Source organism: Streptomyces seoulensis (assembly GCF_004328625.1).
In the GTDB taxonomy this organism is placed as follows: domain Bacteria; phylum Actinomycetota; class Actinomycetes; order Streptomycetales; family Streptomycetaceae; genus Streptomyces; species Streptomyces seoulensis.
Window position 1 is genome coordinate 6,118,180 of the sequence record NZ_CP032229.1, and the last position, 26,389, is coordinate 6,144,568.

A 26,389-nucleotide genomic window follows, 5' to 3' on the forward strand; every position below is an offset into this window, starting at 1 on the left:
GAGTACGGGGGCAGTGCGTGGCTGACACCATGGTGTTCGTCGCCGGCAGGCTGAAGGGAATCCAGATGTTCCGCAAGGTGCTGGTAGCCAACCGCGGAGAGATCGCCATCCGCGCGTTCCGGGCGGGCTACGAACTCGGCGCGCGCACGGTGGCCGTCTTCCCCCACGAGGACCGCAACTCGCTGCACCGGCTCAAGGCCGACGAGGCGTACGAGATCGGCGCGCCCGGCCACCCCGTCCGGGCCTATCTCTCCGTCGACGAGATCGTGACCGCCGCCCGCCGCGCCGGCGCCGACGCCGTGTACCCCGGCTACGGCTTCCTCTCGGAGAACCCCGACCTGGCCCGCGCCTGCGAGGAGGCCGGGATCACCTTCGTCGGCCCCAGCGCCGACACCCTCGAACTCACCGGCAACAAGGCCAGCGCGGTCGCCGCCGCCCGCGCCGCCGGGGTCCCCGTGCTCGGCTCCTCCGCGCCCTCCAACGACGTGGACGAACTGGTGCGCGCCGCCGACGAGATCGGCTTCCCCGTCTTCGTGAAGGCGGTCGCGGGCGGCGGCGGCCGGGGCATGCGCCGGGTCGAGGAGCCCGCCCAGCTCCGCGAGTCCATCGAGGCCGCCTCCCGCGAGGCCGCCTCCGCCTTCGGCGACCCGACCGTCTTCCTGGAGAAGGCCGTCGTGGACCCCCGCCACATCGAGGTGCAGATCCTCGCCGACGGCGAGGGCAACGTGATCCACCTCTACGAGCGCGACTGCTCGCTCCAGCGCCGCCACCAGAAGGTCATCGAGCTGGCGCCCGCCCCCAACCTCGACCCGGAGCTGCGGGACCGGATCTGCGCCGACGCCGTGCGCTTCGCCCGTGAGATCGGCTACCGCAACGCGGGCACCGTGGAGTTCCTCCTCGACCGGGACGGCAACCACGTCTTCATCGAGATGAACCCCCGCATCCAGGTCGAGCACACGGTCACCGAGGAGGTCACCGACGTCGACCTCGTCCAGGCCCAGATGCGCATCGCCGCCGGGGAGACCCTCGCCGACCTCGGGCTCTCCCAGGACCGGATCACCCTGCGCGGTGCCGCCCTCCAGTGCCGGATCACCACCGAGGACCCGGCCAACGGCTTCCGCCCGGACACCGGCCTGATCAGCGCCTACCGCTCGCCCGGCGGCTCCGGCATCCGGCTCGACGGCGGAACCACCCACGCCGGCACCGAGATCAGCGCACACTTCGACTCCATGCTGGTCAAACTCACCTGCCGGGGACGGGACTTCCAGGCCGCCGTCGGCCGCGCCCGGCGCGCGGTCGCCGAGTTCCGCATCCGGGGCGTGGCCACCAACATCCCCTTCCTGCAAGCCGTGCTGGACGACCCCGACTTCCGCGCCGGACGCGTCACCACCTCGTTCATCGAGGAGCGCCCGTACCTGCTGACGTCCCGTCACTCGGCCGACCGGGGCACCAAGCTGCTCACCTTCCTGGCCGACGTCACCGTCAACAAGCCGCACGGCGAGCGCCCCGAACTCCTGGACCCCGTAACCAAGTTGCCCGCGCTCCCGGCGGGCGAGCCCCCGGCGGGCTCACGGCAGCGCCTGGTCCACCTCGGCCCCGAGGGCTTCGCCCGCGAGCTGCGCGAGTCCCCGGCGCTCGGCGTCACCGACACCACCTTCCGTGACGCCCACCAGTCGCTGCTGGCCACCCGCGTGCGCACCAAGGACCTGCTCGCGGTCGCCCCCGTCGTCGCCCGCACCCTGCCCGAACTGCTCTCCCTGGAGTGCTGGGGCGGCGCCACCTACGACGTGGCGCTGCGCTTCCTCGCCGAGGACCCCTGGGAGCGGCTGGCCGCGCTGCGCGAGGCGGTGCCCAACATCTGCCTCCAGATGCTGCTGCGCGGCCGCAACACCGTCGGCTACACCCCGTACCCCACCGAGGTGACCGACGCCTTCGTACGGGAGGCCGCCGCCACCGGCGTCGACATCTTCCGCATCTTCGACGCGCTGAACGACGTCGGCCAGATGCGGCCCGCCATCGACGCGGTACGGGAGACCGGCACCGCCGTCGCCGAGGTCGCCCTCTGCTACACCGCCGACCTCAGCGACCCCGCCGAGCGGCTCTACACGCTCGACTACTACCTGAGGCTGGCCGAGCGGATCGTCGAGGCCGGCGCCCATGTCCTCGCCATCAAGGACATGGCCGGCCTGCTGCGGGCGCCGGCCGCCGCGAAGCTGGTCACCGCGCTGCGGAGCGAGTTCGGGCTGCCGGTGCATCTGCACACCCACGACACCGCGGGCGGCCAGCTCGCCACCTACCTCGCCGCGATCCAGGCGGGTGTCGACGCGGTGGACGGCGCGGTCGCCTCCATGGCCGGGACGACCTCGCAGCCCTCGCTCTCCGCGCTGGTCGCCGCCACCGACCACTCCGAGCGCCCGACCGGCCTCAGCCTCCACGCGGTCGAGGAACTGGAGCCGTACTGGGAGGGCGTGCGCAAGGTCTACGCCCCCTTCGAGGCGGGTCTCGCCTCCCCGACCGGCCGGGTCTACCACCACGAGATCCCCGGCGGCCAGCTCTCCAACCTGCGCACCCAGGCGGTCGCGCTCGGCCTCGGCGACCGCTTCGAGGAGATCGAGGCGATGTACGCGGCCGCCGACCGCATCCTCGGCCGCCTGGTCAAGGTCACCCCGTCCTCCAAGGTGGTCGGCGACCTCGCCCTGCACCTGGTCGGCGCGGGCGTCTCGCCGGACGACTTCGAGGCCGACCCGGACCGCTTCGACATCCCGGACTCGGTGATCGGCTTCCTCCGCGGCGAGCTGGGCACCCCGCCCGGCGGCTGGCCGGAGCCGTTCCGCACCAAGGCGCTCCGCGGCCGCGCCGAGGCCAAGCCGGTGCGGGAGCTGTCGGCCGAGGACCGCGAGGGGCTGGAGAAGGACCCGAAGCCCACGCTCAACCGGCTGCTGTTCCCCGGCCCGACCGGCGAGTTCGACACCCACCGGCAGGCGTACGGCGACACCAGCGTCCTGGACAGCAAGTCGTTCTTCTACGGCCTGCGCCCGGCCAAGGAGTACGCCGTCGACCTGGAGCCCGGCGTGCGGCTGCTGATCGAGCTGCAGGCGGTCGGCGAGGCCGACGAGCGCGGTATGCGCACGGTGATGTCGACCCTGAACGGCCAGCTCCGGCCGATCCAGGTCCGCGACCGCTCGGCGGCCACCGACGTACCGGTGACCGAGAAGGCCGACCGCTCGAACACGGGCCATGTGGCGGCGCCGTTCGCCGGGGTGGTGACGCTCGCGGTGGAGGAGGGCGCCGAGGTGGCGGCCGGGGAGACCGTGGCCACCATCGAGGCGATGAAGATGGAGGCGACGATCACCGCGCCGAAGGCGGGCCGGGTGTCCCGGCTGGCGATCAACCGCATCCAGCAGGTGGAGGGCGGAGACCTGCTGGTCGAGCTGGCCTGAGCCGCCCGCGTCCGCTCCGGCCCCTCGTGCGAGAGGGCCGGAGCGGACGGCGTACGGGCGGGATCAGCTCCAGAGCGGGTAGACCATGGTCTGCGTGAAGCCCTTCGGGCGCGCGTCGTCGTACGTCACGCTCATCCGGGTCCAGCGCTTGACGTCCGGGCTCTTCTGCCACGCGGCCGGGCGGTCGAGGCGCACGGTCACGTGGTAGGAGCGGAAGACGCCCTTGGCGCAGTAGGGCTTGCAGTCGTTGACCACGTTCACACCCTCGGCCACGGCCGACCGCGAGTCCCACTTGACCCACTTGAGCCCGCTGAGCCGGCTGTTGCCGTCACCGCAGGCCAGGATGAAGTCGGCCGGGCGCACGTTCTTCTTGAACTGGCAGTCGACGAGCACGGGCGCGGTCCGGTGTGGCACGGGGGCCGTCGTCGGCGGGCTGGCCGACGCCGTCGTCATCGCCGCGGTGAGCAGGGCTCCCGCAGCCAGGGTGACCGTCGTTCCCACCAGTGATCCGCGCATGGTCGCTCCCACCTGTCGTGCTGTGTCCGACCGTGTGCCGACGCTACGACCGTTCGCCCGAATGCACCACTCGCGCAGGTGGGAGCAGGTCACCCGTGCTGGACGGTCAGCCCGTAGAACGCGACCCGGGCCCCGTTGGTGGTCGAGTCCGAGGAGGACTGGTTGTAGGACCCGGCCTTGAAGTACTGCTTGTACGGGTTGAACGACGCGGGGATGGGGTAGCGCGTGGTGCTGCCGTTGACGGTCAGCTCGATGGTGTTCCCGCCGGTCACGGCGATGCTGTAGGTCCAGGTCTTGCCGAGGGACACGTGCCCCACCGTGTGCGGGGTCTGGCCGCCGGAGGGGGAGTTCTCGGTGCCCAGGACGATGTCGCCGTCCGCGTGGTAGTACAGCTCCAGCAGGGGCTTGGTGGAGGAGCCGCCGGAGCCGAGGTGGATCTGCCCGACGCAGACGTTCTTGGTCACCGACACCACCCGGAGGGTCGCGTTCATCCGGTGCGTGCCGCCGAGCGACCAGTCGGCCGCGCCGCCGTCGCGGTTCATCTCGCGCAGCTCGGAGCGGGCGTAGTTCGAGTTCGGCGTGGTGACGCCCTTCTCGGGCGCCCAGAAGGTCATCGCGCCGTCGCGGGTGTCGGTGTAGAAGTACGCGTCCTGGTAGCCGTTCGCGCCGCGCAGCCGGGACGAGGGGATCGTGGTGGGGGAGCCGGGGGAGCCGACCGGCTCCTGGAGCTGCCAGACGGCGAGGTCGAAGTTGCCGCCGGGCGCCTTGTCCGGGTCGGCCGCGTGCGCGGTGCCGCCGAAGGCGCCGAGGGTGAGGGCGAGGCTCGCGGCCGCAGCCGTGAGAAGCCGGGAACGGATCATGTGGGGGGTCCTCCCGCCGGGCCGGATGCGTTCAGCATGCTGAACACCGAACGCATCCTTGGACGTCGATGACCCGTGAAGCTAAAGGTCCGGTCCAGGCCCGTCAAGGGGTCACGCCATCAGCAGGAGCCCTCGTCCTGCCACGGGCCCCAGTCGGAGCCGTTCGGGGTCTCGTTCTGGGTCCACCACTTGGCCTTCCAGTTGTGGTGGTTGTAGGACGCCTCGTCCCCGGCGACGTAGACCGCCGACGAACTCCATGCGGCCTTGCAGGAGTTGCCCGGGTTCGGGGGCGTCGGGGTCGGGGTGGGCGTGGGGGTCGAGCCGGGCGGGGTGGCACCGGCGAACTTCACCGAGAACTTGGCGAAGTCCCAGGCGTTCTGGGCCACGCTGGAGCAAGTACCGGACGTACGGCCGCCGTTGTCGGCCGGGCTGCACTGGCGGTCCCGGTTCAGGGACCAGAAGGTGAAGCGGTCCATGTGGTGGCCGGTGGCGAAGTCCAGCACGGTCTGGAAGTCGGCCTGGGAGAAGTACTCCCCGGTGTCGCTGCGGCCGTTCATCCCGGAGAAGCCCTCGTGGGCGTAGGCCGTGGCCTCGTCCCAGCCGAAGGTGGAGCGCAGGACGCCGTTGAAGGCGGCCAGCGCGCTGGTCTGGCTCGCCGCGCCGTTGAAGCCGCCGTCGAAGGGCATGATGGAGAAGTTGTTCGGGGTGAACCCCTGGGACTTCGCCTCCAGCAGCATCTGCTTGCCGAACCAGCCGGTGCCGTCCGCCGTGCCGGCCGTGGTGACCGAGACGTACAGGCCGGGGTTGTTCTGCTGGAGGATCTTGGCCGCGCCGATCTCGTTGTGGACGGCCGCCGTGTTCTCGTACTCCGGCTCCTCCAGGTCGAAGTCGATCGCGTGCAGGCCGTACTTGGTGATGACCTGCTGGTAGGCCGCCGCCGTGGCCGCCGGGTCGGCGCAGGTCTGGCCCAGCTTGGTGCCGCCGTACCCGCCGATCGAGATGGAGACGTCACCGCCCTTGGACCGGATGGTGTTGATGACGGACTGCACGGCGGTGTCCGAGGAGACCGGCGAGGTGCCGCCCCAGGTGGGCGAGCAGCCGCCGCCGTTGGGCGCCAGCACGAAGGCCAGCTGGAACGCCTTGAGGCCGGTCGCGTCCATGATGGCGGCCGCGTTCGGCGGGTCGTTGTCCGTCGGCATCAGATACGGGGCCGCGGCGTACCAGCGGTTGTCGAGCGCGTTCGTGGCGCCGGACGCGCTGCCCGCGACCAGTGCCGTCGTGCCGGCCGCGGCCAGCGTGACGGCGGCCGCCGCGCCCAGACATGCCCGAAGTCGTCTCACTACGAGCCTCCAGAGGGGGTGGGGGATGGGGGAGTTGCCAGACTCGTGGACGGCGTCCCTGTTGGTCTAGTCCAATGCACGTCTTTGGACCGGACCAAACCATCTCTTTACCCGGCGGTAAGTGAACGGCCGGTCTGTGCAGGGGACTTGCCTGTGCCGCCGATCTGCGCGGAACCGTGGCGGACGGTCGGCCCTCTGAGGCACCCTGGACCCTGTGCGTACTGTTTCGCCATGTTTGAGCGGCGGTGCGCGAGGGGGAGCGATCACATGAAGGGCGGGGCGAACCACGGTGGAGATCACCATTCACAGACCCGGCGAACTGACCTCCGCGCTGCGCGGGGCCTGGCACCGGGCGATGGACGAGTCACCCGAGTACGCCAACCCCTTCCTCGCGCCGGAGTTCGCCATCGGAGTGGGCCGCCATCGCGGCGGTGTACGCATCGCGGTGCTGCGCGAGGGCGGCGAACCGGTCGGCTTCCTCCCGTACGAGCGGGGGCCGCTCGGTACCGGACGGGCCATCGGGCTCGGGCTCTCCGACTGCCAGGCGCTCGTGCACCGGCCCGGCGTCACCTGGGACCCGGCCGAACTGCTGCGCGCCTGCGGGCTCAGCATCTTCGAGTTCGACCATCTCGTCCAGGAACAGCGGCCGTTCGCCCCGCACCTCACCGGCACCTTCGCCTCACCGGTCATCGACGTGAAGCCCGGCGACGGCACCTACGCCCAGTGGCTGCGCGCCACCTATCCCGGGCTCGCCAAGACGACCCTGAAGAAGGAACGCCGGCTCGGGCGGGACGTGGGCGAGGTGCGGTTCGTCTTCGACGAGCGGGACCCGAAGGCGCTGCGCACCCTCATGCGCTGGAAGTCGGCCCAGTACCGCCGCACCGGCCGCATGGACCGGTTCTCCCGCCCCTGGATCGTGGATCTGGTGAACCACCTCTTCCATGTCCGCGAGGAGCACTTCACCGGCGTGCTCTCCGTGCTGTACGCGGGGGACCGCCCGGTCGCCGCCCACTTCGGGCCCCGCTCCAGCACCGTGCTGGCCGCCTGGTTCACCGCCTACGACCCCGAACTGCACTACTACTCACCGGGGTTGATGATGCACCTGCGCACGGCCGAGGGCGCCGCCCGCAGCGGGGTGACTCTGGTCGACCTCGGGCGGGGCGACAAGGAGTACAAGGACTGGCTCAAGACCCGTGAACTCCGGGTCGGCGAGGGCTTCGCGTCCCGCCCGCACCCCGTCTCCGTGGCCCAGCGGGTGTGGCGCCGGCCGGTGCGCGGACTGCGCAACACCGTGCTGGCCCACCCCCAACTCCTGGCGCCCGCAGATCGGTTGCTGAAGACGGTCGGTCAACTGCGCACCCAGGGGCGGCCGGGCAGCTGACCCCGCCGGGCGGGGCTGCCGGGACCAAAGCACATGGTCCGGACAGTCCCGCCCCGATGTGAACGGCCGCTGGGTGTGAACGCCCTTGTGCGTGAAGGATTTGGCTTCCGAAGGCTTGCGCCGCGTTGGTTCATCCCTTAAATCAAAACATGAACTAAGCAGGGGCCGGTCTCCCCGGTCCCGAAGTCGCAGGGAGCCGCAATGAGACTGAGATCCCTGGGGACAGCGCTCGCCGCCACGGCAGCGCTGCTCGCCCTGCCCACCCTTCAACCCCCGGCCGTCGCCGCGACGGACGCCGCCCAGGCCGGCTGCAACACCGCCAACGCCGCGCAGGGCAGGCCCGCCACCGCCTCGTCCACCGAGAGCGCGGGCACCCCGGCCTCCGCCGCCTTCGACGGCGACACGGGCACCCGCTGGTCCAGCGCGTTCGCGGACCCGCAGTGGCTCCGCGTCGACCTCGGCTCGGTGCAGGACCTGTGCGGCATCGACCTGAACTGGGAAGCCGCCTACGGCAAGGACTTCCAGCTCCAGAGCTCGACCGACGGCACCAACTGGACCACGCTCAAGACCGTCACCGGCGGCACGGGCGGCACCTCGTCGTACGCGGTCAGCGGTTCCGGCCGTTACGTCCGCATCAACGGGACCGCGCGCGCCACCACCTACGGCTACTCGCTGTGGGAGATGGCCGTGCACACCGGCACCACCGGCGTCCCGCCGGTGCAGGGCGGCGGTGACCTCGGCTCGAACGTGATCGTCGTCGACCCGAGCACGCCGAACCTCCAGCAGAAGTTCGACAGCGTCTTCGCCGGCCAGGAGTCGAACCAGTTCGGCTCCGCCCGCTACCAGTTCCTGATGAAGCCGGGCACGTACAACAACATCAACGCCCAGCTCGGCTTCTACACCTCGGTCTCCGGCCTCGGGCTCAACCCCGACGACGTGCAGATCAACGGTGACATCACCGTCGACGCGGGCTGGTTCAACGGCAACGCCACGCAGAACTTCTGGCGTTCGGCGGAGAACCTCGCCATCCGCCCGGTCAACGGCACCGACCGCTGGGCCGTCGCCCAGGCCGCGCCGTTCCGCCGTATCCACGTCCAGGGCGGGCTCAACCTCGCGCCCAACGGCTACGGCTGGGCCTCCGGCGGCTACATCGCCGACTCCAAGATCGACGGCACGGTGGGACCGTACTCCCAGCAGCAGTGGTACACCCGGGACAGCTCGGTCGGCGGCTGGACCAACGGCGTCTGGAACATGGTCTTCAGCGGTGTGCAGGGCGCGCCCGCGACCAACTTCGACAGCGGCCCGTACACCACGCTGGACAACACCCCGGTCTCGCGTGAGAAGCCGTTCCTCTACCTCGACGGCTCCACCTACAAGGTGTTCGTCCCGGCCAAGCGCACCAACGCGCGGGGCGTGTCCTGGCCGGCCAACGCGGGCTCCTCGCTGCCGCTCGACCAGTTCTACGTGGTGAAGCCCGGCGCCACCGCGGCCACCATCAACCAGGCGCTCGCCCAGGGGCTCAACCTCCTGTTCACCCCGGGTGTCTACCACCTGGACCGGGCCATCGAGGTCACCCGCGCCAACACCGTGGTCCTCGGCCTGGGTCTCGCCACCATCGTCCCGGACAACGGCGTCGACGCCATGCACGTCGCCGACGTGGACGGGGTGAAGCTCGCCGGCTTCCTCATCGACGCGGGCAGCACCAACTCCGACACCCTGCTGCGGATCGGCCCGGCCGGCTCCACCGCCGACCACTCCGCCAACCCCACCACCATGCAGGACGTGTTCGTGCGCATCGGCGGTGCCGGACCCGGCCTCGCCACCAACTCGGTCGTGGTCAACAGCAACAACGTCATCATCGACCACACCTGGCTGTGGCGCGCCGACCACGGCAGCGGCGTCGGCTGGAACACCAACCGCGCCGACTACGGCCTGCGCGTGAACGGCAACGACGTGCTGGCCACCGGCCTGTTCGTCGAGCACTACAACAAGTACGACGTGTACTGGGCCGGTCAGCGCGGTCGCACGATCTTCTTCCAGAACGAGAAGGCGTACGACGTGCCCAACGCCGCCGCCATCACCCATGACGGCATCGTCGGCTACGCGGCCTACAAGGTCGCCGACTCGGTCACCTCGCACGAGGCCTGGGGCCTGGGCAGTTACTGCAACTTCACCACGGACTCCTCCATCGTCCAGGCGCACGGCTTCCAGGTCCCGGTGAACTCCGGGGTCAAGCTGCACGACATCCTGGTGATCTCGCTCGGCGGCAAGGGCCAGTACGCCCACGTCGTCAACAACACCGGGGCCCCGACCTCGGGGTCGGACACCATCCCGTCCAAGATCACGCAGTTCCCGTAGAGCAGCGGGTGCGCGGAGTCCGGAAGGCGGGCTCCGCGGGCCGCGCCTAGGGTGGCGTGCACGGCGGGCCACGCGGCCCGACGTCCCGGCCCCCGGGCCCGGTCAGACGTCCGAGCGGCCGGCCGTCCAGGTCAACACCTGGGCGGCCGGGCCGACTTCACCCCACCGGGAGCCTCCCGCTCCCGCCTCGGACGGTCCCCGGACCGGGGGCCGCCGCCCGAACGGAGTACCACGGCGGGCGCACCGCCCCCGCTGCCGCTGTGATGGAGGGGTCCCCACCCTCGATTCAGTGAGGCAACCTCATGCGTATGCGCAAGCTTGCTGCAACGGCCGTACTCGCGGGCGCCCTTGCCCTCTCCGGCGCCACGGCGGCCCAGGCGGCCGACCCGGACCCGACCACCGGCGTCGCCGCCAACAGCCCCGGCGTCGCCTCCGGCAACGTCATCCAGGTCCCGGTGGAGGTCCCGGTCAACCTGTGCGGCAACACGATCGACGTCGTGGGCCTGCTGAACCCCGCGTTCGGCAACATCTGCGCCAACTCCTGACGGCGCGACGCGAAGGGTGCCGGTCCCTCTCACCAGAGGGGCCGGCACCCGGCTGCCGTGGGTCAGTCGGCGGCGACCGGCTCCTTCTGGACGGCGGACCGTTCCTTCGTCTCCTTCGGCCGGCCGCCGCGCAGCAGCAGGCGCCGGACCGGGCGCTCCACGCCCTCGAACAGCGCCCAGGACAGCGCGAGGGAGATCGCGAACGCGGCCGCCGTCACCCCGATCCCGGCCACGGCGCCGAAGCGCGGCTTGTCACCCAGGACGGAGATGCCCGCGCGCAGCACCAGCAGATGCACCATGTAGAACGCGAACGACAGCTCCCCGAGCCGCACCAGCCGCTTCCCCCGCCACAGCGTGGGCAGCCCGCGCAGGTCCGCGACGGCCGCCGCCGGGATCAGCAGGGTGAACCCGGCCAGGGTGCAGGACGTGGCCGCGTAGCCCGGCGCCACCTGGGGGACGAGGAAGTAGCCGAGGATGGCCAGGGCCAGCGAGCCCTCCACGCCGGGGCCGCGCCAGCGCCCGAGCAGCACCAGCCGGGCGGTGACCGTGCCGAGCACGAACTCCGGCAGCCGGGCCAGGGGCAGCGAGTACATCGGCTGATTCAGCCAGTGATGGGCGTCCGCCCAGGCCAGCACCAGCGCGACCACCGCCGCGAGGCCGCCGAGCACCGCGGTGCCCCGCGCGTTCAGCCGGCGCAGCAGCCAGAAGAGGGCCGGGAAGAGCGCGTAGAAGAACGCCTCGCAGGCCAGCGACCAGCTCACCGGGTTGAGCGTCTGCCACCAGGGCTGCCACCAGGAGTGCACCAGCGACGCGTTCGCCAGGGTCTGCTTCCAGGTGGGGAGGGCCGGCTTGCCCATGGCGAAGGCGATCACGACCGCGAGCAGTGCGGTGGCCAGGTGCACGGGGTAGACCCGGGCGATCCGCCGTCGCCAGAAGCCGGGTGCCCGGTCGCCGGGCCGGGCCGACCAGGTCAGCACGAAGCCGGACAGGATGAAGAAGAACGACACCCCGGTGCCGCCGGGCGTGAAGGCCCAGGAGACCAGGCGTCCGGCCTGGCCGCCGAGGTAGCCGAAGTTGTTGATGTGCAGCCCGAACACCAGAAGGGCCGCCACCCAGCGCAGTCCGGTGAGCGAGGGCAGCGCGGGTCTGACGCCGTCCGGTGGGACGGGGGCACCGGCCGCGCCGGGCCGTGCGGGCGGCGTCCGGGGCGTCCGGGTCGTCGCCGTGGTCATCCGATCACCTGCCGCTGGAGGTTCGCGTGGGGCATGAAGGGGACTGGTGCCCTGCCGTGCCCCGACATTCACGTCATGACGGAAACATCACACTGCTGCCGAACGAGAGAGTCCGCGCCCTGCCACGGATGGCGGGCCCGGAGCACCCGCACGAGTGAGCGCGGCCCTGGCGGGGAACCACCTTGACGGGTTCCGTTTTGTCCGTTCCATACCGGTACGTACTGGTGTCGACCGATAGCTCAAAGGAGTCAAAAACTTGCATGGCTCGTTTTCTTGAATCATTCGTGTTTAAGGCGCTAGGGTTCCCCACATGACCGCATCCCAGCCTCCGACCACCGCCGCCGCGGAACTGCGCGGTGCGGGCCTCCGCGTCACGGCGGCCCGCGTCGCGCTGCTGGATACCGTCCGCGCGGGCGATCACCTCGGTGCCGAGGCGATCGCCGCCCAGGTCCGTGAGCGAGTCGGCCACATCTCCGTACAGGCCGTCTACGAGGCCCTGCACGCGCTCACCGCGGCGGGGCTCATACGCCGCATCGAACCGGCCGGCAGCGCCGCCCGGTTCGAGGGACGCGTCGGCGACAACCACCACCACGCCGTATGCCGGTCGTGCGGTGCCGTCGCCGACGTCGACTGCGCGGTGGGCCACGCGCCCTGCCTGACCGCCTCCGACGACCGGGGCTTCGCCATCGACGAGGCCGAGGTCGTGTACTGGGGCATCTGCTCCGACTGTTCCACCGGCCGCAGCTCCTAGCGCCGGGTTATCTCGCCCTTTCCGGAAGGATCGACATGCCTGACAACGAAGACGCGATCGTCACCGACCAGAAGCCCGAGGAGACCGGCGGCTGCCCCGTCGCGCACGGTGCGAGTGCCACGTCCCTGCACCCGGCCCTCGGCAGCGGCAACGACCGCTGGTGGCCCAAGCAGCTCAACCTGAAGGTCCTTGCCAAGAACCCGCCCGTCGCCAACCCGCTGGGCGAGGACTTCGACTACGCCGAGGCGTTCCTCTCGCTCGACCTCCCGGCCGTGAAACGCGACATCGCCGAGGTGCTCACCACGTCCCAGGACTGGTGGCCGGCCGACTTCGGCAACTATGGCCCGCTCATGATCCGCATGGCCTGGCACAGCGCCGGCACCTACCGCACCCTTGACGGCCGCGGCGGTGGCGGCACCGGCCAGCAGCGCTTCGCCCCGCTGAACAGCTGGCCGGACAACGTCAGCCTGGACAAGGCCCGCCGCCTGCTCTGGCCGGTGAAGAAGAAGTACGGCAAGAACATCTCCTGGGCCGACCTCATGATCCTCACGGGCAACGTCGCGCTGGAGAGCATGGGCTTCAAGACCTTCGGCTTCGGCGGCGGCCGCGTCGACGCCTGGGAGCCCGACGCCGACGTCTACTGGGGCCCGGAGACCACCTGGCTCGGCGACGAGCGCTACACCGGCGACCGTGAGCTGGACAAGCCCCTCGCGGCCGTCCAGATGGGCTTGATCTACGTCAACCCGGAGGGCCCCAACGGCAACCCGGACCCGATCGCCGCGGCCCGCGACATCCGCGAGACCTTCAGCCGCATGGCGATGAACGACGAGGAGACCGTCGCCCTGATCGCGGGCGGCCACACCTTCGGCAAGACCCACGGCGCGGGCCCGTCGAGCGACGTCGGCCCCGACCCGATGGACGCCCCGATGGAGCAGCAGGGCTTCGGCTGGAAGAACTCCTACGGCACCGGCAAGGGCCCCGACACCACCACCTCGGGCCTGGAGGTCACCTGGAGCAACACCCCCACCCAGTGGGGCCAGGGCTTCTTCGACAACCTCTTCGGCTACGAGTACGAGCTGACCGAGAGCCCGGCCGGCGCCAAGCAGTGGAAGCCGAAGGACGGCGCGGGCGAGGGCACCGTGCCCAGCGCCTTCGACCCGGACAAGAAGATCGCGCCGAACATGCTCACGACGGACCTGTCGCTGCGCTTCGACCCGATCTACGAGCCGATCGCCCGCCGCTTCCACGCCAACCCCGAGGAGTTCGCGGACGCCTTCGCCCGCGCCTGGTACAAGCTGACCCACCGCGACATGGGTCCGAAGTCGCTGCTGCTCGGCCCCGAGGTCCCCGAGGAGACGCTGCTCTGGCAGGACCCGCTGCCGCAGCCGGTCGGCGAGCCGATCGACGCGGCCGACGCCGACGCGCTCAAGGGCAAGATCCTCGACTCCGGCCTCACCGTGGCGCAGCTCGTCAGCGCCGCGTGGGCGTCCGCCTCCACCTTCCGCGGCAGTGACAAGCGCGGCGGTGCCGACGGCGCCCGCGTCCGCCTGGAGCCGCAGCGCGGCTGGGAGGTCAACGACCCGGACCAGCTCGCCCTGGTGCTCCGCACGCTCGAGGGCGTCCAGGAGGAGTTCAACGCCTCCGCCGGCGCCAAGCACGTCTCCCTGGCCGACCTGATCGTCCTCGGCGGCGACGCCGCGGTGGAGAAGGCCGCGAAGGACGGCGGCTTCCCGGTCGACGTGCCCTTCACGCCGGGCCGCGTGGACGCGAGCCAGGAGCAGACCGACGTCGAGTCGTTCGAGGCGCTCAAGCCCGCCGCCGACGGCTTCCGCAACTACTCCGGCAAGGGCAGCAACCCCGGCCGCGCCGAGTACGCGCTCGTCGACCGCGCCAACCTGCTGACCCTCACCTCCCCGGAGCTGACCGTCCTCATCGGCGGCCTCAGGGTCCTGGGCGCCAACTACCAGGACTCCGACCTGGGTGTCTTCACCGAGACCCCGGGCGTGCTGACGAACGACTGGTTCGTCAACCTGCTCGACCTCGGCACCACCTGGAGCTCCACCTCCGAGGACCAGGCCACCTTCGAGGGCCGCGACGCCTCCACCGGCGCGGCCAAGTGGACCGGCACCCGTGCCGACCTGGTCTTCGGCTCCAACGCCGAGCTGCGCGCCGTCGCCGAGGTGTACGCCTCCGACGACGCCAAGGAGAAGTTCGTCAAGGACTTCGCCGCCGCGTGGCACAAGGTGATGAACCTGGGCCGCTTCGACCTCGCCTGAGCCGGAGCACCCCGGAAGGCGCCCCCGTACCGACCGGTCCGGGGGCGCCCCCATGTCCGCGGCAGGCCCTCCCACCTGGGGTTCTTCCGCCCCGGCCGCCCGTACTGCGGGTTCGCCGGGTCGGGTGCACGATGGTGATGTGGGCAGGCGAGAGGAGGCGGCTGCCGATGACTCGGACACCTCCGCAGACGATCACCCCGATACGGCTGTGGCGCTGGCGGCGCAATCCGCTGCGCAGACACGGCGACCTCGTCGAGGCGTGGGTCGTGCTCCTGACCTGGATCCTCGTGGTGCTCGGCGGGGCGCTCGCGGGCTGGGCCGCCGCCAGTTCGGTGGATTCCGCGCTCGCCGTGCGCCGGGACCAGGTGCACGAGGTCCGCGCTGTCCTCACCGGCCCGGCGCCGAAGACCGCGCCCTCACGGGGCGGCTACGACGACGACCGGGTGTGGACCAAGGTCCGCTGGACCGACGCCAAGGGCGCCGTGCACACCGACAAGGCCAAGGTGAGCCCCGGCACCCCGGCCGGGACCTCCGTCACCCTGTGGACGGACGGCTCCGGACGCACCGTGCCGCCGCCCGCCTCCGAGGCCGAGTCCCTGCTCCAGACCGTGCTCACCGGCGTTCTCGTCGCGCAGGTCACCGGCACCGCCGTCTGGGCCGCCGGACGGCTGGCGTGCGGCACGCTCGTCCGGCGCCGGCTCGCCGAGTGGGACGAGGAGTGGAGCCGGGTCGGCCCGGAATGGCGGCGGCTCAGCGGCGGCAGGGGCTGACCCCCGGCCTCACTTCCGCAGCGCCTCGAACGCGCGCCGGGCGGCGGCCCCGATGGCCAGGTCGATGTCCGGCGCCAGGGCCGCCCTGCGGTCGGCGCGGGTCAGCGCGGCCAGCGCCACCCGGTCGCCGGAGTCCGCCTCCACCACGCCGATCTCGTGCCGCAGGTGCAGGAACGACCCCGTCTTCCCGCTGAACCGCAGCGAGTCCGCGCGCAGCTCGCTCACCATCCGGTGGGCGAAGACCTGAAGGCCCATGAGCCGCCGCAGCTCCGCCGTCGCCGCCGGCTCGGAGATCTCGTCCCGCCACACCCGCTCCAGCAGGGACACCAGCGCCCGTGCCGTCCCGGTGCTGGCGTGCGCCGGGTCCAGCGTCTCGATGGTGTGCCGGCCGGTGCGTTCGTCGCGTACGGCCAGCTCCAGGGCGAGCGAGAAGTCGTTGCCGGCGGCTCCGGCCGCGCAGGCGTACATGTGGTGCAGCCGGTGCCGTACCCGCAGGTCGGGGCAGTCCCAGGAGTGCAGCCGGGCGGCCACCTCCGGCACCGGGACCAGATCGAGGAGGAGGTCGGCGGCGGAGTTGTCGCTCACCGAGAGCATCATCAGCAGCAGGTCGCCGACGGCCAGTGTCACCGGATGGCGGAACGCCGCGAGCCCGGTCGGACCGGCACTCCCGGCGGAGGGCACGTAGGTCACGGGCCGGGCGGGGTCGAGTTCCCCGGCCGCGATCCGGTCCAGCACCACCAGGGCGAGGGGCACCTTCACCACCGAGGCGAGCGGCGCCGGTACGTCCACGGCGAAGCCCAGCTCCTCGCCGGTGTCGATGTTCCGGGCCAGGAACGAACCCCGGACGCCGAGTGCCTCCCACGCGGAGGCGATGCCGTCCGCCACCTCGGCGCTCATCGCGTCACCTCCGCCAGGGTCTCCGCCAGCCACCGGGGTACCTCGCCCGTCCCCCCGTGGGACTCGCTCGCGCCCATCTCGTACCCCCGGTGCAGGGCGGTGTCGGCCAATGGGGTCCAGCTCGCGCCGTGCTGCCGGGCGAACGGCTCCGCGCACAGCAGCCGCGCCCGCCCTGCCAGCGTGCCGGCCAGCGCGGCGGCGGCCGGACCGGCCGGCCGCAGCAGAGTCTCCGGCAGTCCGGCACGGGCGGCGGCCCGCGCCAACCGGTCGCGTGCGTACGGCACTTCGTCCTCCTTCAGAGTCAGGATCGGCAGCCCGGCCACGCCTCGCGGCGGGCGGAGGTCCTCCAGATGGAGGGAGCGCCGCGCGAGCCGCTTCGCCGCCGCCAGACCGAGCGGGACCCGGAAAGCGGCGCGTTCGGGGGCCACCCGGAGCAGGGCATAGGCCAGCGAACCGTCCCCGATCCCCGACTCCCGTTGCTGCGGCGGGAGTTCGCGCACCGCCAGCGTAGTGCCCTGCTCGCTGCCGGCGCGGAGCACGGCCGCCAGGGCCACCGGCGCGCAGTGCGCGGGCACGCCCACGACCCGTACCCGCGCGGCACGCGCCGAGAGGGCGGCCTCGTCCAGCCGGCCGGCGCGCTCCAGCACGTCCCGTGCGTACGGGAGCAGCGAGCTGCCGAACTCCGTCACGGTGACCTGGCGCCGGGAGCGGTCGAACAACTGGCCGCCGAAACGCGTCTCCAACGACTTGATGCGGCGGCTGAGCAGCGGCTGCGCGATGCCCAGCCGGTCGGCGGCGCGCGAGAAGCTCACCTCGTCGGCTGTTGCGGTGAACGCCGCCAGATGCGCGAGCAGATCCATCCAGGAGTCATATCAATAAGTCATGGAGCGTTCAAAGTTCACTCTTGGACATGAGCGGTGCCCTGCTGTTTCGCTGTCACCCCGTCGGTGATCCATCCGGCCCGACGGCACAACTCCCCTGGAGGAAACCGCACATGACCCGTGCCACCCCGGTCCCGCGCCGCACCCTGCTCCGCGCGGGCGCCGCCCTCACCGCCGCTGCCGCCGCGACCTCCGCCACCCCCGCCTTCGCCGCCCCGAGCGGCCCGGCCGTGCTGCGTCCGGAGCTGGCCGAGCTGGAGAAGCGGTACGGCGCGCGGCTCGGTGTGTACGCGCACAACACGCGCACCGGCGCCACGGTGGCGTACCGCGCGGACGAACCCTTCGCCATGTGCTCGACGTTCAAGGCCATCGCCGCCGCGGCGGTCCTGCGCGACCATGGCGGCCGCGCCGCGCTCGGCGAGGTGATCCACTACCCGCCGGCCGACATCCTCTCCAACTCCGAGCACAGCCAGGCCCGTCAGGAGACCGGGATGGCGCTGGGCGACGTGTGCGCGGCCGCCATCCAGTACAGCGACAACACGGCGGGCAACCTCATGCTCCGCCGGATCGGCGGCCCGGCCGGGCTCACCCGCTTCTTCCGCTCCCTCGGCGACCGGGTGAGCCGGCTCGACCGCTGGGAGACCGACCTGAACACCGCCGTACCCGGTGACCCGCGCGACACCACCACCCCGCGCGCCCTCGGCCGCACCTTCGAACTGCTCACGCTGGGGCGGGCGTTGAGCCACGGCGACCGGGAGCAGCTGGTCGGCTGGCTGCGTGGCAACACCACCAGCGCCAAGCGGTTCGGCGCCGGACTCCCGTCGGACTGGGTCCTCGCGGACAAGACCGGCACCGGCTCCTACGCCAGCGCCAACGACCTCGGCGTGGCCTGGACCGGCAAGGGCACCCCGCTGCTGCTCTCCGTGCTCTCGACCAGGCCCGCGCCCGACGCGCCCGTGGACGAGGCGCTGATCGAGGAGACGGCACGCCTGCTCGCGGCCACCCTCGCGCCGGGGGAGTAGCCGCCGTACCGGCCCCGCCACGGCGGGCGGGGCCGACCCGTGCAATTCGGGGATGTCGGGTCCCGTACCGAAATCTGCCATCCGTGCTGACCTGCGTATTCGGTTCCGACATGACTGTGATGATGCTCAACTCGTGGAAAATTGACGGGAGTTGTAAAGGCGACAAGACTCTGACCGTCCTCGCTTCCGCCTCGGGCGGGCGAAGGGACACGGGGCGCCGCGCGCCGGTTGGCGCGCGCCCTGCCACCTCCCACACCTTTGAACGGACAGAGGCTCACCTTGGCACGCTCGCAACCAGCCAGATTTCTCGCCACGGCCGCCGCGGCCTTCCTCGCGGCGACCGCCGCGCCCCTGATCGGCGCAGGCGCCGCCCACGCCCAGGAGGGCGGCGCCTGCGCGTCCGCCACCGTGCAGTACCGCCTGGTCGACGCCGACGGCAAGGTCGTCGGCGCCGACTGGTCCTCGCAGGGCGGGTTCCACCAGTGGGACACCGTCCCCGGCACCGTCGAGGTCCGCCTCGCGCCCGGCCAGAGCGTGGGCGAGGGGTGCAGCTACGCCGTCTCCCTGGCCGAGTACACCACCGAGGGCCCGAACTGGGCCTCCTCCGGTCACCAGGAAATGATCGACAAGGCCACCGTCCACCTCACCGCGAAGGACGTCGCGGGCAGGGACGACGACGGCCGCACCTGGCAGAAGCTCGGCGTCAAGGCGCCGTCCTGCTTCGGTCAGATCGACCTGTACGGCGAGGACACCGCCTACGACGGCAAGGAGGGCGAGGGTCACGGCCCGCTGCCCGACGTGCGCGCCGGCGTCCTCACCCCGTACCACCTGATAGCCGCCTGGAACGGTGGGGACAAGCGGTGCGAGTCCGGTACGCCGGAGTCGGCCACGCCGAGCCCGTCCGCGCCGGAGACCTCCGCGAGCCCGGCGCCCTCCGCGCCGCCCGCCGGCAGCGAGCCGAGCGCGCCCGCCGAGGACAGCTCCAAGCCCCCGGTGAGCCCGAAGCCCGGCGCCACGCCGTCCACCGACGCGGACGTGCCGCCGGCCCAGTCCAGTCCGCCCGCGCCCAAGTCCTCGCCCAACGGCGGTAACCCGCCGCTGGCTGAGACCGGTGCGGGTGCCCCGGTCGGCATGCTCGCGGGTGGGGCCGCGCTCGTGCTGGCCGTGGGAGCCGGAACGGTGTACGCCTCGCGCGCACGCCGTTCCTGACCCCTCCCGCGCCACCGGCGCGGGAAGGGGAGGCAGGAGGGGGAACCGTCGGCGGACGGTTCCCCCTTTTCGGCTTCGGCCCTTTCGGCTTCGGCCGGGCTGGTTTCCCAGTACCGGCAGTAACATGATGATCTTTCTCCGGAAGTTACTCACCAGTTTCGACAAGGCGCCGTCCGCGTGGTCCGCGTGGCCGGCCCCTCCTCCGGAGATGACCATGTCCGCTGTCGACGAGGCGTTGGCCAACGCCCGTACCACCTATGAGCAGCACGTACAGACCTGCCGCCAGTGCCGTGCCGACGGCGCGGCCTGCGCCGTGGCCAAGGTCCACCTGCGTACGTACAACAACGCCCGCCGCGACCATCTCCGGGCCACGGGTGGCGCGGCTCCCAGAGGCTGAGGCTCAGAACGGGGGAGCGTCCCCGGTCTCCAGCAGTGAGCGGGCGCCCTCCGGCCCCACCGCGGCGGCCGGGAAGAGCCGGGTCCAGGCGCGGGCCTGGCCCAGCGCGCCCAGCCGCCAGGCGAGGTGGGCCGCGCGGCGGAGTTCCGCCGTCGACAGGCCGAGGTCCGTCCAGGGGGCCAGGTAGGCGTCGCGCAGCCGGGGGAGCACCCCGGGCCCGAGGCGCTCGGCCGCCCGCTGGGCCGGGATGCGCAGACTGGCGAAGGGGTGCGAGACGAGGGCGTCTCCCCAGTCGAAGTAGGTGAACCGGCCGGGGCCGGGGTGGAAGAGCTGGCCCTCGTGCAGGTCGGCGTGGTCGAGCGAGTCGGGGACGCCGAGCGCGTCCAACTCCGCGCACCAGTCGGCCAGCCGGGTCCTGAGGGTGTCGAGCCGGTCCCGTTGGCCCACCTCCAAGGCGCCGGTCCCGGCCCGCAACCGGTCGAAGGACGCGGGCACTTCGCCCACCCGGAGCCTCGGTACGCCGAGCGCGCCGAGTTCACCGACGCGCGGAACCAGGGCGCGCTGCATCCTGGCGTACCCGCAGAGCAGCTCCTCCCAGGCGCCCGGCGTGGCCTCCACCTCCCGGAAGAGCGGCCCGCCGTCCGGCAGCAACGACCACCCCCGCCCGGCGTCCACCGCCAGCGGCCGCAGCACGTACTCCGGCACCCACCGGGCCAGCGCGGCGGTCAGCGGCCCCTCGAAGGCACTCGCGGGCGGATTGGCCTTGAACCACACAGGCGCCTGCCCGCCCACCGGAACCCGCATCAGCACCGACCAGGGCCGCACCCGGACCCGGGGCACCCCACCCGACCGCAGACCGTGCCGCGCGAGTTCCCCCTCGACCCAGTCGAAGGCGGCCTCCCGCCACTCCTTCTGCTCCCAGGGCGTCACCGCGTCGGGGTACGCGCCCCGGTCCACCTCGACTGTGCGCTCCATCGGGCCATCCCAGCACGCTCCACCGCCCCTGGCCAGGGGTTTTCAGCGCCCGTAACGCCGCTCGCGGGCCGCGTACGAGCGCAGCGCGCGCAGCAGGTCGAGCTGGCGGAACGCGGGCCACAGCACGTCCACGAAGTGCACCTCCGCATAAGCCGACTGCCACAGCAGGAACCCCGACAGGCGCTGCTCGCCGGAGGTGCGGATGACGAAGTCGGTGTCGTGCCCGGCGGGGGAGTACAGGTTGTCGGTGATGTGCTCCAGGTCGAAGTCGGCGGCCAGGTCGCGCGGGTCGCCCCCGGCGCGGATGTGCTTGTCGAAGGCGGCCCGGACCGCGTCCACGATCTCCCGGCGCCCGCCGTAGCCGACGGCCACGTCGACCTTCAGGCCGCCCCGGCCGGTCGTCGTGGCGGCGGCCTCCTTCAGCACCCGCGCGGTGTCGCCCGGCAGCAGGTCCAGCGCGCCGATGATCTCGATCTCCCACGGCGCGTCCGTCGCGCACACCCGGCGCACGGTCTCCTCGATGATGTCGAGCAGCGGGCCGAGTTCGGCGGCCGGGCGGTGCAGGTTGTCGTCGGAGAGCATCCACAGGGTGACGTGGCTGATCTCGGCGTCGGCGCACCAGTGCAGGAAGTCCGTGACCTTCGCGCCGCCGACGCGATAGCCCTCACGGACGTCGGTGTGCCCCGCGCCGCGCGCCCAGCGACGGTTGCCGTCCAGCATGATCGCCACATGCCGGGGCCGGGGCAGACCCTCCAACTTGCGGTTCAGCCGCCGCAGGTAAACCGCTTCCAGCGCCGAGCGCAGTGCCTTCCATGCCACGCCGAGATCCTTCCGAGGCCGGGGGGAACGAGGTCGCAAACGATAGCGGCAATTGCCGGGGGCGCAGCGCCCGGCCACCCTCCGGCCGCTCCCGGCACGGGCGTTACGCTGCCGCGATGACGGGCCGACGGATCAGCCGACGCGGGCTGCTGCGGTCCGCCCTGATGGGCGGACCGGCCCTCGCGCTGCCCGGCTGCGCCCGGGACGACGGTCCGCACCGGCTGCTCACCCTGGCCACGGGCGCCCCCGGCGGTCCGTACCACGCCTTCGGGCACGCCCTCGCCGCCGAGGCCGCCCGCACCCCGCCGCATCCGCGCGTCACGCCGGTGAGTACGGCCGCCAGCGTGGACAACCTGCGGCGCCTGGCGGCCGGTTCGGCGGACCTCGCCCTCGCCATGGCGGACGCCGCCGAGCAGGCGCTGCACGGCGCGGAGCCCTTCACGGCCCCGGCCCGGGTGACCGCGCTCGCCCGGGTCTACGTCAACTACACGCACGTCCTGACCCGTGCCGACGGCCCGGTGCGCTCCGTGGCCGACCTCGCCGGCCGCCCGGTCGCCACCGGTGCCACCGGCTCCGGGGCCCAGGTGCTCGCCGGGCGGCTGCTGCGGGTGGCGGGGCTGACGGGCGGGCACGCGGTACGGGAACGGCGGCTCGGGCTCGCCGAGTCGGTGGCCGCGCTGCGCCGGGGCACCGTGGACGCCGTGATCTGGGCGGGCGGGGTCCCCACCCCGGCCCTGTCCGCGCTGGCCCGGCAACTTCCCTTGCGCGTGCTGTCGTTGGAGGCCGAGGCGGAGGCGCTGCGGGCCGAGTACGGCCCGGTGTACTCGGCCGTCACGCTGCCGGCGGGGGTCTACGGGCTCGCCGCGCCGGTCACCACCATCGGCGTCGGCGACTATCTGCTGGCCCGCCCCGAGGTGCCGGAGCGGGACGCGCGGGACATACTCCGGGTGGTGTTCGACCGGTGGCGGGTGCTGCTGCGCGAGGTGACCGCGGGCGCCCGGCTGGAACCCCGCTTCGCCGTCGCCACCGGCGACCTCCCGCTGCATCCGGGGGCGGTCGCGTACTACCGCTCGGTGTACGGCTGACCCGGCAGCCACAGCTCCACCACCAGCCCGCGCGGAGTCCCGGCCCGCGTGGCCAGCCGCCCCCCGCTGAGCCGGGCGATCTCGTCCGCGATGGCCAGCCCCAGACCGGTCCCGGGCACGTTCTGGTGCTCGGGCGCCCGCACGAAGCGCCGGGTGAGCAGCGGGAGTCGGTCCCCGGGGACACCGGGGCCGTCGTCGGCGACGCGCACCACCACCTGGCCGTCCTCGACGGCTTCCGCCGACACGGTCACCCGCCCGCCCGCCGGTACGAACTTCACCGCGTTGTCCAGCGCCGCGTCCAGCACCCGCCCCACCGCGTCCGGCACCGCCCGCACCCGCAGCCCCGGTGGCACACCGGCCGCGGTGAGCGTCAGCTCCGAGGCGTCGAGCACCGGCTCCCAGGCCGCGACCCGGGCCGCCACCGCGCCGGAGAGATCCTGCCCGGTCCGCTCGGCCGAACCCGACTCCACCCGGGCCAACGCCAGCAGTCCGTCCAGGAGTTCGGCCAGCCGCTCCGCCTCGTCCAGCGCGCGGGTGTGCTCCTCGCGACCGGGCCCCGGCGCGAGATGCGGTTCCACGTTCTCCAGTTGCAGCACCAGGGTGGCCAGCGGATTGCGCAACTGGTGCGAGGCGTCCGCGACAAAGGCCCGCTGGCGCCCGATCGAGTCCGCGACCGCCTCCGCCATAGCGTTGAACTGCACGCGCAGGCTGCGGAGTTCGGGCGGCCCGGTGTCCGACACCGCCCGCGCCTCCAGCCGCCCCGAGGCCAGCCGCGCCACCGCCCGGTCGAGATCCCGGACCGGACGAATCAGCCAGCGGGTGATCCCGGCCGCGACCAGGCCCGCCGCCGCGAAGGCCGCGAGCGCCCCGCCCCCGATCAGCAGCCAGCGGACGGTCACGTCCCGGCGCGCCGCCCCGGTCGGCACGGCCATCACCACCGCTCCGCTCACCCGCTCGTCCCGGCCCACCGGCTCGGCCAGCACCAGCCGGTGCGGGCCCCACGGCCGTACCGTCGGCAGGCGCTCGGTGGACCGCCCGGTCAGCGCCCGGCCGAGAGCCTCCCGCGCCTGCGGAGAGGGCACCGGAGCCCCGGCCCGCGCGACGGTCCGGCCCGAGGTGTCCGACACCGCGACGGAGGCCCCGTACAGCCACGCGTACCGGCGGATCTCGGTGGACAGTTCGGTGCGGTCGGCGGGGGAGCGGACCCGGTCCGCGAGATCGGCGAACCGTACGGCGTCCGCCCGGCGTCGGAGCAGCAGATGCTCGGTGCGGCCGGCCGCGTAGGACTCGGCCAGCGGGACGGACAGCAGCAGGGCCGCCGCTCCCATCAGTACCATCAGCACCGCCAGCAGCCTGCGCCTCATCGCGGGCCCAGTCGGTAGCCGAATCCCCTTACCGTACGCACCAGTTCGGCCCGGCCGGTCTTGGCGCGGATGCCCGCCACATGCACGTCCAGCGAGCGGGAAGCGGCGAGGAAGGCGTCGCCCCAGATCCGGTCGAGGATCTCCTCGCGGGAGTGCACCTCCTCCGGGCGCGCGGCCAGCATCGCCAGCACGTCGAACTCCCGCCGGGTCAACCGTACTTCCGTACCCGCGACGGTGACCGTGCGGCCCGCGAGGTCCACCTCCACGTCCCCGGCGCGCACCGGGCCGGGACCGGCGTCCGGGCGCGGGGCCAGGGCGCCGGTGCGACGGCGGACGGTGTCGATGCGGGCCATCAGCTCGTTCATCCGGAACGGCTTGACCACATAGTCGTCCGCGCCCGCCCGGAGCGCCTGCACGATGTCCCGCTCCTCGCAGCGGGCCGTCACCACGATCAGGGGCGCCGCGCAGACCGTGCGCAGCCGCCGGAGCAGCTCCAGCCCGTCCAGGTCGGGCAGCCCCAGGTCCAGCAGCACGAACTCGGCCTCCCGCACGTGCCGCAGGGCGTCCAGGGCGCGGGCGGCCCGGCGCACGGTGTGGCCGCGCTGGGCCAGGGCCGTGGTGAGCGCCTGGGCCATGCGGTCGTCGTCCTCGACGAGCAGGGCGTGCATGGGAAGTCCTCGTGCCGGGTGCTGACCTGGGCCGCAGCCTATGCGGCGACCCGGGTCCGGTACCGCACCGGGTCAGCCGGCCGCCTTCGCGGGGGCGCGCCCGGCACCGGTGTCCGCGTCCGCCTCGGCCCGGCTCAGCGCCGCGTCACGGGTGTCCGGCATCAGCACATAGGTGACCAGCGAGACCAGCGCGCACCCCGAGACGTACCAGAAGAACATCTTCTCGTGGCCCGCGTCCTTGAACCACAGCGCCACATACTCCGCCGTCCCGCCGAACAGGGCGTTGGCCAGCGCGTACGGCAGGGCCACGCCGAGCGCGCGCACCCGGGTCGGGAACAGCTCCGCCTTCACGGCCGCGTTGATGGAGGTGTACCCGGTGACGATCACCAGCGCCAGCAGGGACAGCGCCAGCGCCGACCAGTACGAGTGTGCCGACCCGAGCGCCGTCATGATCGGGTACGTGCCCACCGTGCACCCCACCGCGAAGGTGATCAGCAGCGGCCTGCGCCCGATCCGGTCGGACAGCATCCCGGCCGCCGGCTGGATCGCCGCGAACACCGCGAGCGCGGTGAAACTCACCAGCGTGGCCGTGGATTTGGCCATGCCCGCGCTGCCGATCAGATACTTGGTGAGATATGTGGTGTACGTGTAGTAGGCCACCGTGCCGCCCAGGGTCAGCGCCATCACCAGACCGGCCTCCCGGCGGTGCTCCCACAGCGCCTTGAGCGAGCCGCGCGCGGTGTCGGTGCCGCCGCCGTTCTCCTCGGTGAACGCCTCCGTCTCCGTCAGCCGCCGCCGCAGCCAGAACACCACCAGCGCGAACACCGCGCCCAGCACGAACGGCACCCGCCAGCCCCAGCTCTGCAACTGCTCGGTGGTGAGGGTGTGCTGCATCGTGATCAGGATCGCCAGACCGAGCAACTGGCCGCAGGTCATGGACACATACTGGAAGGACGAGCCGAGCCCGCGCCGGTTCCGGGCGGAAGCCTCGGTCAGATAGGTCGCGCTGGCCGCGTACTCCCCGCCGATGCTCAGCCCCTGGAGCAGCCGCGCCAGCAGCAGCACCAGTGCGCCGAAGTAGCCCGCCTGGCCGTAGGTCGGCGCGACGGCGATCAGCAGGGCGGCGACCGACATCAGGGTGACGGTGAGGGTCAGCGCGCTCTTACGGCCGTGCCGGTCCGCCGCCCGCCCCAGCACCCAGCCGCCGACCGGACGCATCAGAAACCCGACCGCGAAGATGCCGGCCGTGTTCAGCAGCTTGGTCGTCGGGTTGTCGCCGGGGAAGAAGGAGTCCGCGAAGTAGATCGCGAAGCTCGCGTAGACGAACCAGTCGTACCACTCCACGAGATTCCCCAGCGAACCGCCGATCAGGGCGAAACGACGGGCTGCGGGGGTCACCGCGGGCGGTGCGGCGGACGCGGACATGGCGGCTCCAGACATGGGGGGACGGGGCCCGCCGCCATGGAACGCCGGACCCGGATGCCGCCCGAGCATGCGCCGCCCGCCCACCCCGGACAAGGGTCGACGCGCAGATCTAACACACCGCTAAGGAAGCGGCTCACCGGACGGACTCGCGGCCCTGGTGCCACGGCCGGTGTGGATG

22 protein-coding genes are annotated in these 26,389 nt (G+C 72.5%); 11 read left to right on the forward strand and 11 right to left on the reverse strand.

Annotated features, from left to right (window positions below; genetic code table 11):
• Nucleotides 1-65 precede the first annotated feature (65 nt).
• On the forward strand, nucleotides 66-3,440 hold the full coding sequence (locus D0Z67_RS28080) for a pyruvate carboxylase (RefSeq protein WP_031179404.1): 3,375 nt from the start codon (nucleotides 66-68) through the stop codon (nucleotides 3,438-3,440).
• Nucleotides 3,441-3,503: 63 nt separating this feature from the next.
• Here the strand turns inward: D0Z67_RS28080 and D0Z67_RS28085 are convergent, their stop codons facing one another.
• The 3 genes from D0Z67_RS28085 to D0Z67_RS28095 all read right to left on the reverse strand — a co-directional run bounded on the left by D0Z67_RS28085 (nucleotide 3,504) and on the right by D0Z67_RS28095 (nucleotide 6,156).
• A complete protein-coding gene (locus tag D0Z67_RS28085; protein ID WP_031179405.1) occupies nucleotides 3,504-3,956 on the reverse strand; it encodes a hypothetical protein in 453 nt (150 codons plus the stop codon).
• An 89-nt stretch (nucleotides 3,957-4,045) separates the two neighbouring features.
• Nucleotides 4,046-4,816, reverse strand: coding sequence for a polysaccharide lyase family 7 protein (locus tag D0Z67_RS28090; protein ID WP_031179406.1), 771 nt, complete (start codon nucleotides 4,814-4,816; stop codon nucleotides 4,046-4,048).
• A gap of 119 nt (nucleotides 4,817-4,935) precedes the next feature.
• Nucleotides 4,936-6,156: a carbohydrate-binding protein gene (locus tag D0Z67_RS28095; RefSeq protein ID WP_031179407.1), complete on the reverse strand. Its 1,221-nt coding sequence runs from the start codon at nucleotides 6,154-6,156 to the stop codon at nucleotides 4,936-4,938.
• 289 nt (nucleotides 6,157-6,445) lie between these two features.
• Between D0Z67_RS28095 and D0Z67_RS28100 the strand changes: the two genes are divergently transcribed.
• The 3 genes from D0Z67_RS28100 to D0Z67_RS28110 all read left to right on the forward strand — a co-directional run bounded on the left by D0Z67_RS28100 (nucleotide 6,446) and on the right by D0Z67_RS28110 (nucleotide 10,440).
• A complete protein-coding gene (locus D0Z67_RS28100; RefSeq protein ID WP_031179408.1) occupies nucleotides 6,446-7,537 on the forward strand; it encodes a GNAT family N-acetyltransferase in 1,092 nt (363 codons plus the stop codon).
• 201 nt (nucleotides 7,538-7,738) lie between these two features.
• The gene (locus tag D0Z67_RS28105) at nucleotides 7,739-9,895 is read left to right on the forward strand and encodes a discoidin domain-containing protein (RefSeq protein ID WP_031179409.1); all 2,157 of its coding nucleotides are present in this window, start codon (nucleotides 7,739-7,741) and stop codon (nucleotides 9,893-9,895) included.
• Between the two features lie 308 nt (nucleotides 9,896-10,203).
• Nucleotides 10,204-10,440 (forward strand): chaplin, encoded by a 237-nt coding sequence (locus D0Z67_RS28110; protein WP_031179410.1) that lies wholly within the window; start codon nucleotides 10,204-10,206, stop codon nucleotides 10,438-10,440.
• Nucleotides 10,441-10,502: 62 nt separating this feature from the next.
• Here the strand turns inward: D0Z67_RS28110 and D0Z67_RS28115 are convergent, their stop codons facing one another.
• Nucleotides 10,503-11,672, reverse strand: a complete 1,170-nt coding sequence (locus tag D0Z67_RS28115) for an acyltransferase family protein (protein ID WP_031179411.1) — start codon at nucleotides 11,670-11,672, stop codon at nucleotides 10,503-10,505.
• Between the two features lie 310 nt (nucleotides 11,673-11,982).
• On the opposite strand from D0Z67_RS28115, the gene D0Z67_RS28120 reads away from it, so the two are divergent.
• The 3 genes from D0Z67_RS28120 (at nucleotide 11,983) to D0Z67_RS28130 (ending at nucleotide 15,469) form a co-directional block, all read left to right on the forward strand.
• Nucleotides 11,983-12,423, forward strand: coding sequence for a Fur family transcriptional regulator (locus D0Z67_RS28120; protein ID WP_031179412.1), 441 nt, complete (start codon nucleotides 11,983-11,985; stop codon nucleotides 12,421-12,423).
• A 35-nt stretch (nucleotides 12,424-12,458) separates the two neighbouring features.
• Complete coding sequence (katG, locus tag D0Z67_RS28125) at nucleotides 12,459-14,699, forward strand: catalase/peroxidase HPI (RefSeq protein ID WP_031179413.1); 2,241 nt, start codon at nucleotides 12,459-12,461, stop codon at nucleotides 14,697-14,699.
• Between the two features lie 167 nt (nucleotides 14,700-14,866).
• Complete coding sequence (locus D0Z67_RS28130; RefSeq protein ID WP_031179414.1) at nucleotides 14,867-15,469, forward strand: Rv1733c family protein; 603 nt, start codon at nucleotides 14,867-14,869, stop codon at nucleotides 15,467-15,469.
• 9 nt (nucleotides 15,470-15,478) lie between these two features.
• On the opposite strand, the gene D0Z67_RS28135 is transcribed toward D0Z67_RS28130, so the two are convergent.
• Nucleotides 15,479-16,366 carry a serine hydrolase gene (locus tag D0Z67_RS28135; protein WP_037774317.1) on the reverse strand — a complete coding sequence of 296 codons (888 nt, stop codon included), beginning with the start codon at nucleotides 16,364-16,366 and terminating at the stop codon, nucleotides 15,479-15,481.
• Entirely contained in the window at nucleotides 16,363-17,226 is an 864-nt protein-coding gene (locus D0Z67_RS28140; RefSeq protein ID WP_051887462.1) for a LysR family transcriptional regulator, read from the reverse strand. Before D0Z67_RS28140 ends, D0Z67_RS28135 begins: the two co-directional genes overlap by 4 nt.
• Before the next feature lie 134 nt (nucleotides 17,227-17,360).
• On the opposite strand from D0Z67_RS28140, the gene bla reads away from it, so the two are divergent.
• From bla to D0Z67_RS28155, 3 genes are all read left to right on the forward strand, one after another.
• Nucleotides 17,361-18,269: a class A beta-lactamase gene (gene bla, locus D0Z67_RS28145; RefSeq protein ID WP_031179417.1), complete on the forward strand. Its 909-nt coding sequence runs from the start codon at nucleotides 17,361-17,363 to the stop codon at nucleotides 18,267-18,269.
• 279 nt (nucleotides 18,270-18,548) lie between these two features.
• Nucleotides 18,549-19,478, forward strand: a complete 930-nt coding sequence (locus D0Z67_RS28150) for a hypothetical protein (RefSeq protein WP_031179418.1) — start codon at nucleotides 18,549-18,551, stop codon at nucleotides 19,476-19,478.
• 214 nt (nucleotides 19,479-19,692) lie between these two features.
• Nucleotides 19,693-19,875: a hypothetical protein gene (locus tag D0Z67_RS28155; protein ID WP_031179419.1), complete on the forward strand. Its 183-nt coding sequence runs from the start codon at nucleotides 19,693-19,695 to the stop codon at nucleotides 19,873-19,875.
• A gap of 3 nt (nucleotides 19,876-19,878) precedes the next feature.
• Here D0Z67_RS28155 and D0Z67_RS28160 read toward each other — a convergent pair whose 3' ends face one another.
• The gene (locus D0Z67_RS28160) at nucleotides 19,879-20,850 is read right to left on the reverse strand and encodes a phosphotransferase family protein (RefSeq protein WP_031179420.1); all 972 of its coding nucleotides are present in this window, start codon (nucleotides 20,848-20,850) and stop codon (nucleotides 19,879-19,881) included.
• Nucleotides 20,851-20,892: 42 nt separating this feature from the next.
• A complete protein-coding gene (locus D0Z67_RS28165) occupies nucleotides 20,893-21,669 on the reverse strand; it encodes an isoprenyl transferase (protein ID WP_031179421.1) in 777 nt (258 codons plus the stop codon).
• 116 nt (nucleotides 21,670-21,785) lie between these two features.
• Here D0Z67_RS28165 and D0Z67_RS28170 point away from each other — a divergent pair, with 116 nt between their 5' ends.
• Entirely contained in the window at nucleotides 21,786-22,754 is a 969-nt protein-coding gene (locus D0Z67_RS28170; RefSeq protein ID WP_107059503.1) for a TAXI family TRAP transporter solute-binding subunit, read from the forward strand.
• Here the strand turns inward: D0Z67_RS28170 and D0Z67_RS28175 are convergent.
• From D0Z67_RS28175 to D0Z67_RS28185, 3 genes are all read right to left on the reverse strand, one after another.
• Nucleotides 22,733-24,118, reverse strand: a complete 1,386-nt coding sequence (locus D0Z67_RS28175) for a sensor histidine kinase (protein WP_037774319.1) — start codon at nucleotides 24,116-24,118, stop codon at nucleotides 22,733-22,735. The genes D0Z67_RS28170 and D0Z67_RS28175 overlap by 22 nt on opposite strands.
• A complete protein-coding gene (locus tag D0Z67_RS28180; RefSeq protein WP_031179424.1) occupies nucleotides 24,115-24,786 on the reverse strand; it encodes a response regulator transcription factor in 672 nt (223 codons plus the stop codon). Before D0Z67_RS28180 ends, D0Z67_RS28175 begins: the two co-directional genes overlap by 4 nt.
• Before the next feature lie 72 nt (nucleotides 24,787-24,858).
• Complete coding sequence (locus D0Z67_RS28185) at nucleotides 24,859-26,211, reverse strand: MFS transporter (RefSeq protein WP_037774321.1); 1,353 nt, start codon at nucleotides 26,209-26,211, stop codon at nucleotides 24,859-24,861.
• Nucleotides 26,212-26,389 lie beyond the last annotated feature (178 nt).

Bases quoted from the DNA above. Each gene is read 5' to 3' on its own strand.
- D0Z67_RS28080 (WP_031179404.1), top strand. From the start codon at position 66: ATGTTCCGCAAGGTGCTGGTAGCCAACCGCGGAGAGATCGCCATCCGC.
- D0Z67_RS28085 (WP_031179405.1), bottom strand. From the start codon at position 3,956: ATGCGCGGATCACTGGTGGGAACGACGGTCACCCTGGCTGCGGGAGCC.
- D0Z67_RS28090 (WP_031179406.1), bottom strand. From the start codon at position 4,816: ATGATCCGTTCCCGGCTTCTCACGGCTGCGGCCGCGAGCCTCGCCCTC.
- D0Z67_RS28105 (WP_031179409.1), top strand. From the start codon at position 7,739: ATGAGACTGAGATCCCTGGGGACAGCGCTCGCCGCCACGGCAGCGCTG.
- D0Z67_RS28110 (WP_031179410.1), top strand. From the start codon at position 10,204: ATGCGCAAGCTTGCTGCAACGGCCGTACTCGCGGGCGCCCTTGCCCTC.
- D0Z67_RS28115 (WP_031179411.1), bottom strand. From the start codon at position 11,672: ATGACCACGGCGACGACCCGGACGCCCCGGACGCCGCCCGCACGGCCC.
- D0Z67_RS28120 (WP_031179412.1), top strand. From the start codon at position 11,983: ATGACCGCATCCCAGCCTCCGACCACCGCCGCCGCGGAACTGCGCGGT.
- katG (WP_031179413.1), top strand. From the start codon at position 12,459: ATGCCTGACAACGAAGACGCGATCGTCACCGACCAGAAGCCCGAGGAG.
- D0Z67_RS28130 (WP_031179414.1), top strand. From the start codon at position 14,867: ATGACTCGGACACCTCCGCAGACGATCACCCCGATACGGCTGTGGCGC.
- D0Z67_RS28135 (WP_037774317.1), bottom strand. From the start codon at position 16,366: ATGAGCGCCGAGGTGGCGGACGGCATCGCCTCCGCGTGGGAGGCACTC.
- D0Z67_RS28140 (WP_051887462.1), bottom strand. From the start codon at position 17,226: ATGGATCTGCTCGCGCATCTGGCGGCGTTCACCGCAACAGCCGACGAG.
- bla (WP_031179417.1), top strand. From the start codon at position 17,361: ATGACCCGTGCCACCCCGGTCCCGCGCCGCACCCTGCTCCGCGCGGGC.
- D0Z67_RS28155 (WP_031179419.1), top strand. From the start codon at position 19,693: ATGTCCGCTGTCGACGAGGCGTTGGCCAACGCCCGTACCACCTATGAG.
- D0Z67_RS28160 (WP_031179420.1), bottom strand. From the start codon at position 20,850: ATGGAGCGCACAGTCGAGGTGGACCGGGGCGCGTACCCCGACGCGGTG.
- D0Z67_RS28170 (WP_107059503.1), top strand. From the start codon at position 21,786: ATGACGGGCCGACGGATCAGCCGACGCGGGCTGCTGCGGTCCGCCCTG.
- D0Z67_RS28175 (WP_037774319.1), bottom strand. From the start codon at position 24,118: ATGAGGCGCAGGCTGCTGGCGGTGCTGATGGTACTGATGGGAGCGGCG.
- D0Z67_RS28180 (WP_031179424.1), bottom strand. From the start codon at position 24,786: ATGCACGCCCTGCTCGTCGAGGACGACGACCGCATGGCCCAGGCGCTC.
- D0Z67_RS28185 (WP_037774321.1), bottom strand. From the start codon at position 26,211: ATGTCCGCGTCCGCCGCACCGCCCGCGGTGACCCCCGCAGCCCGTCGT.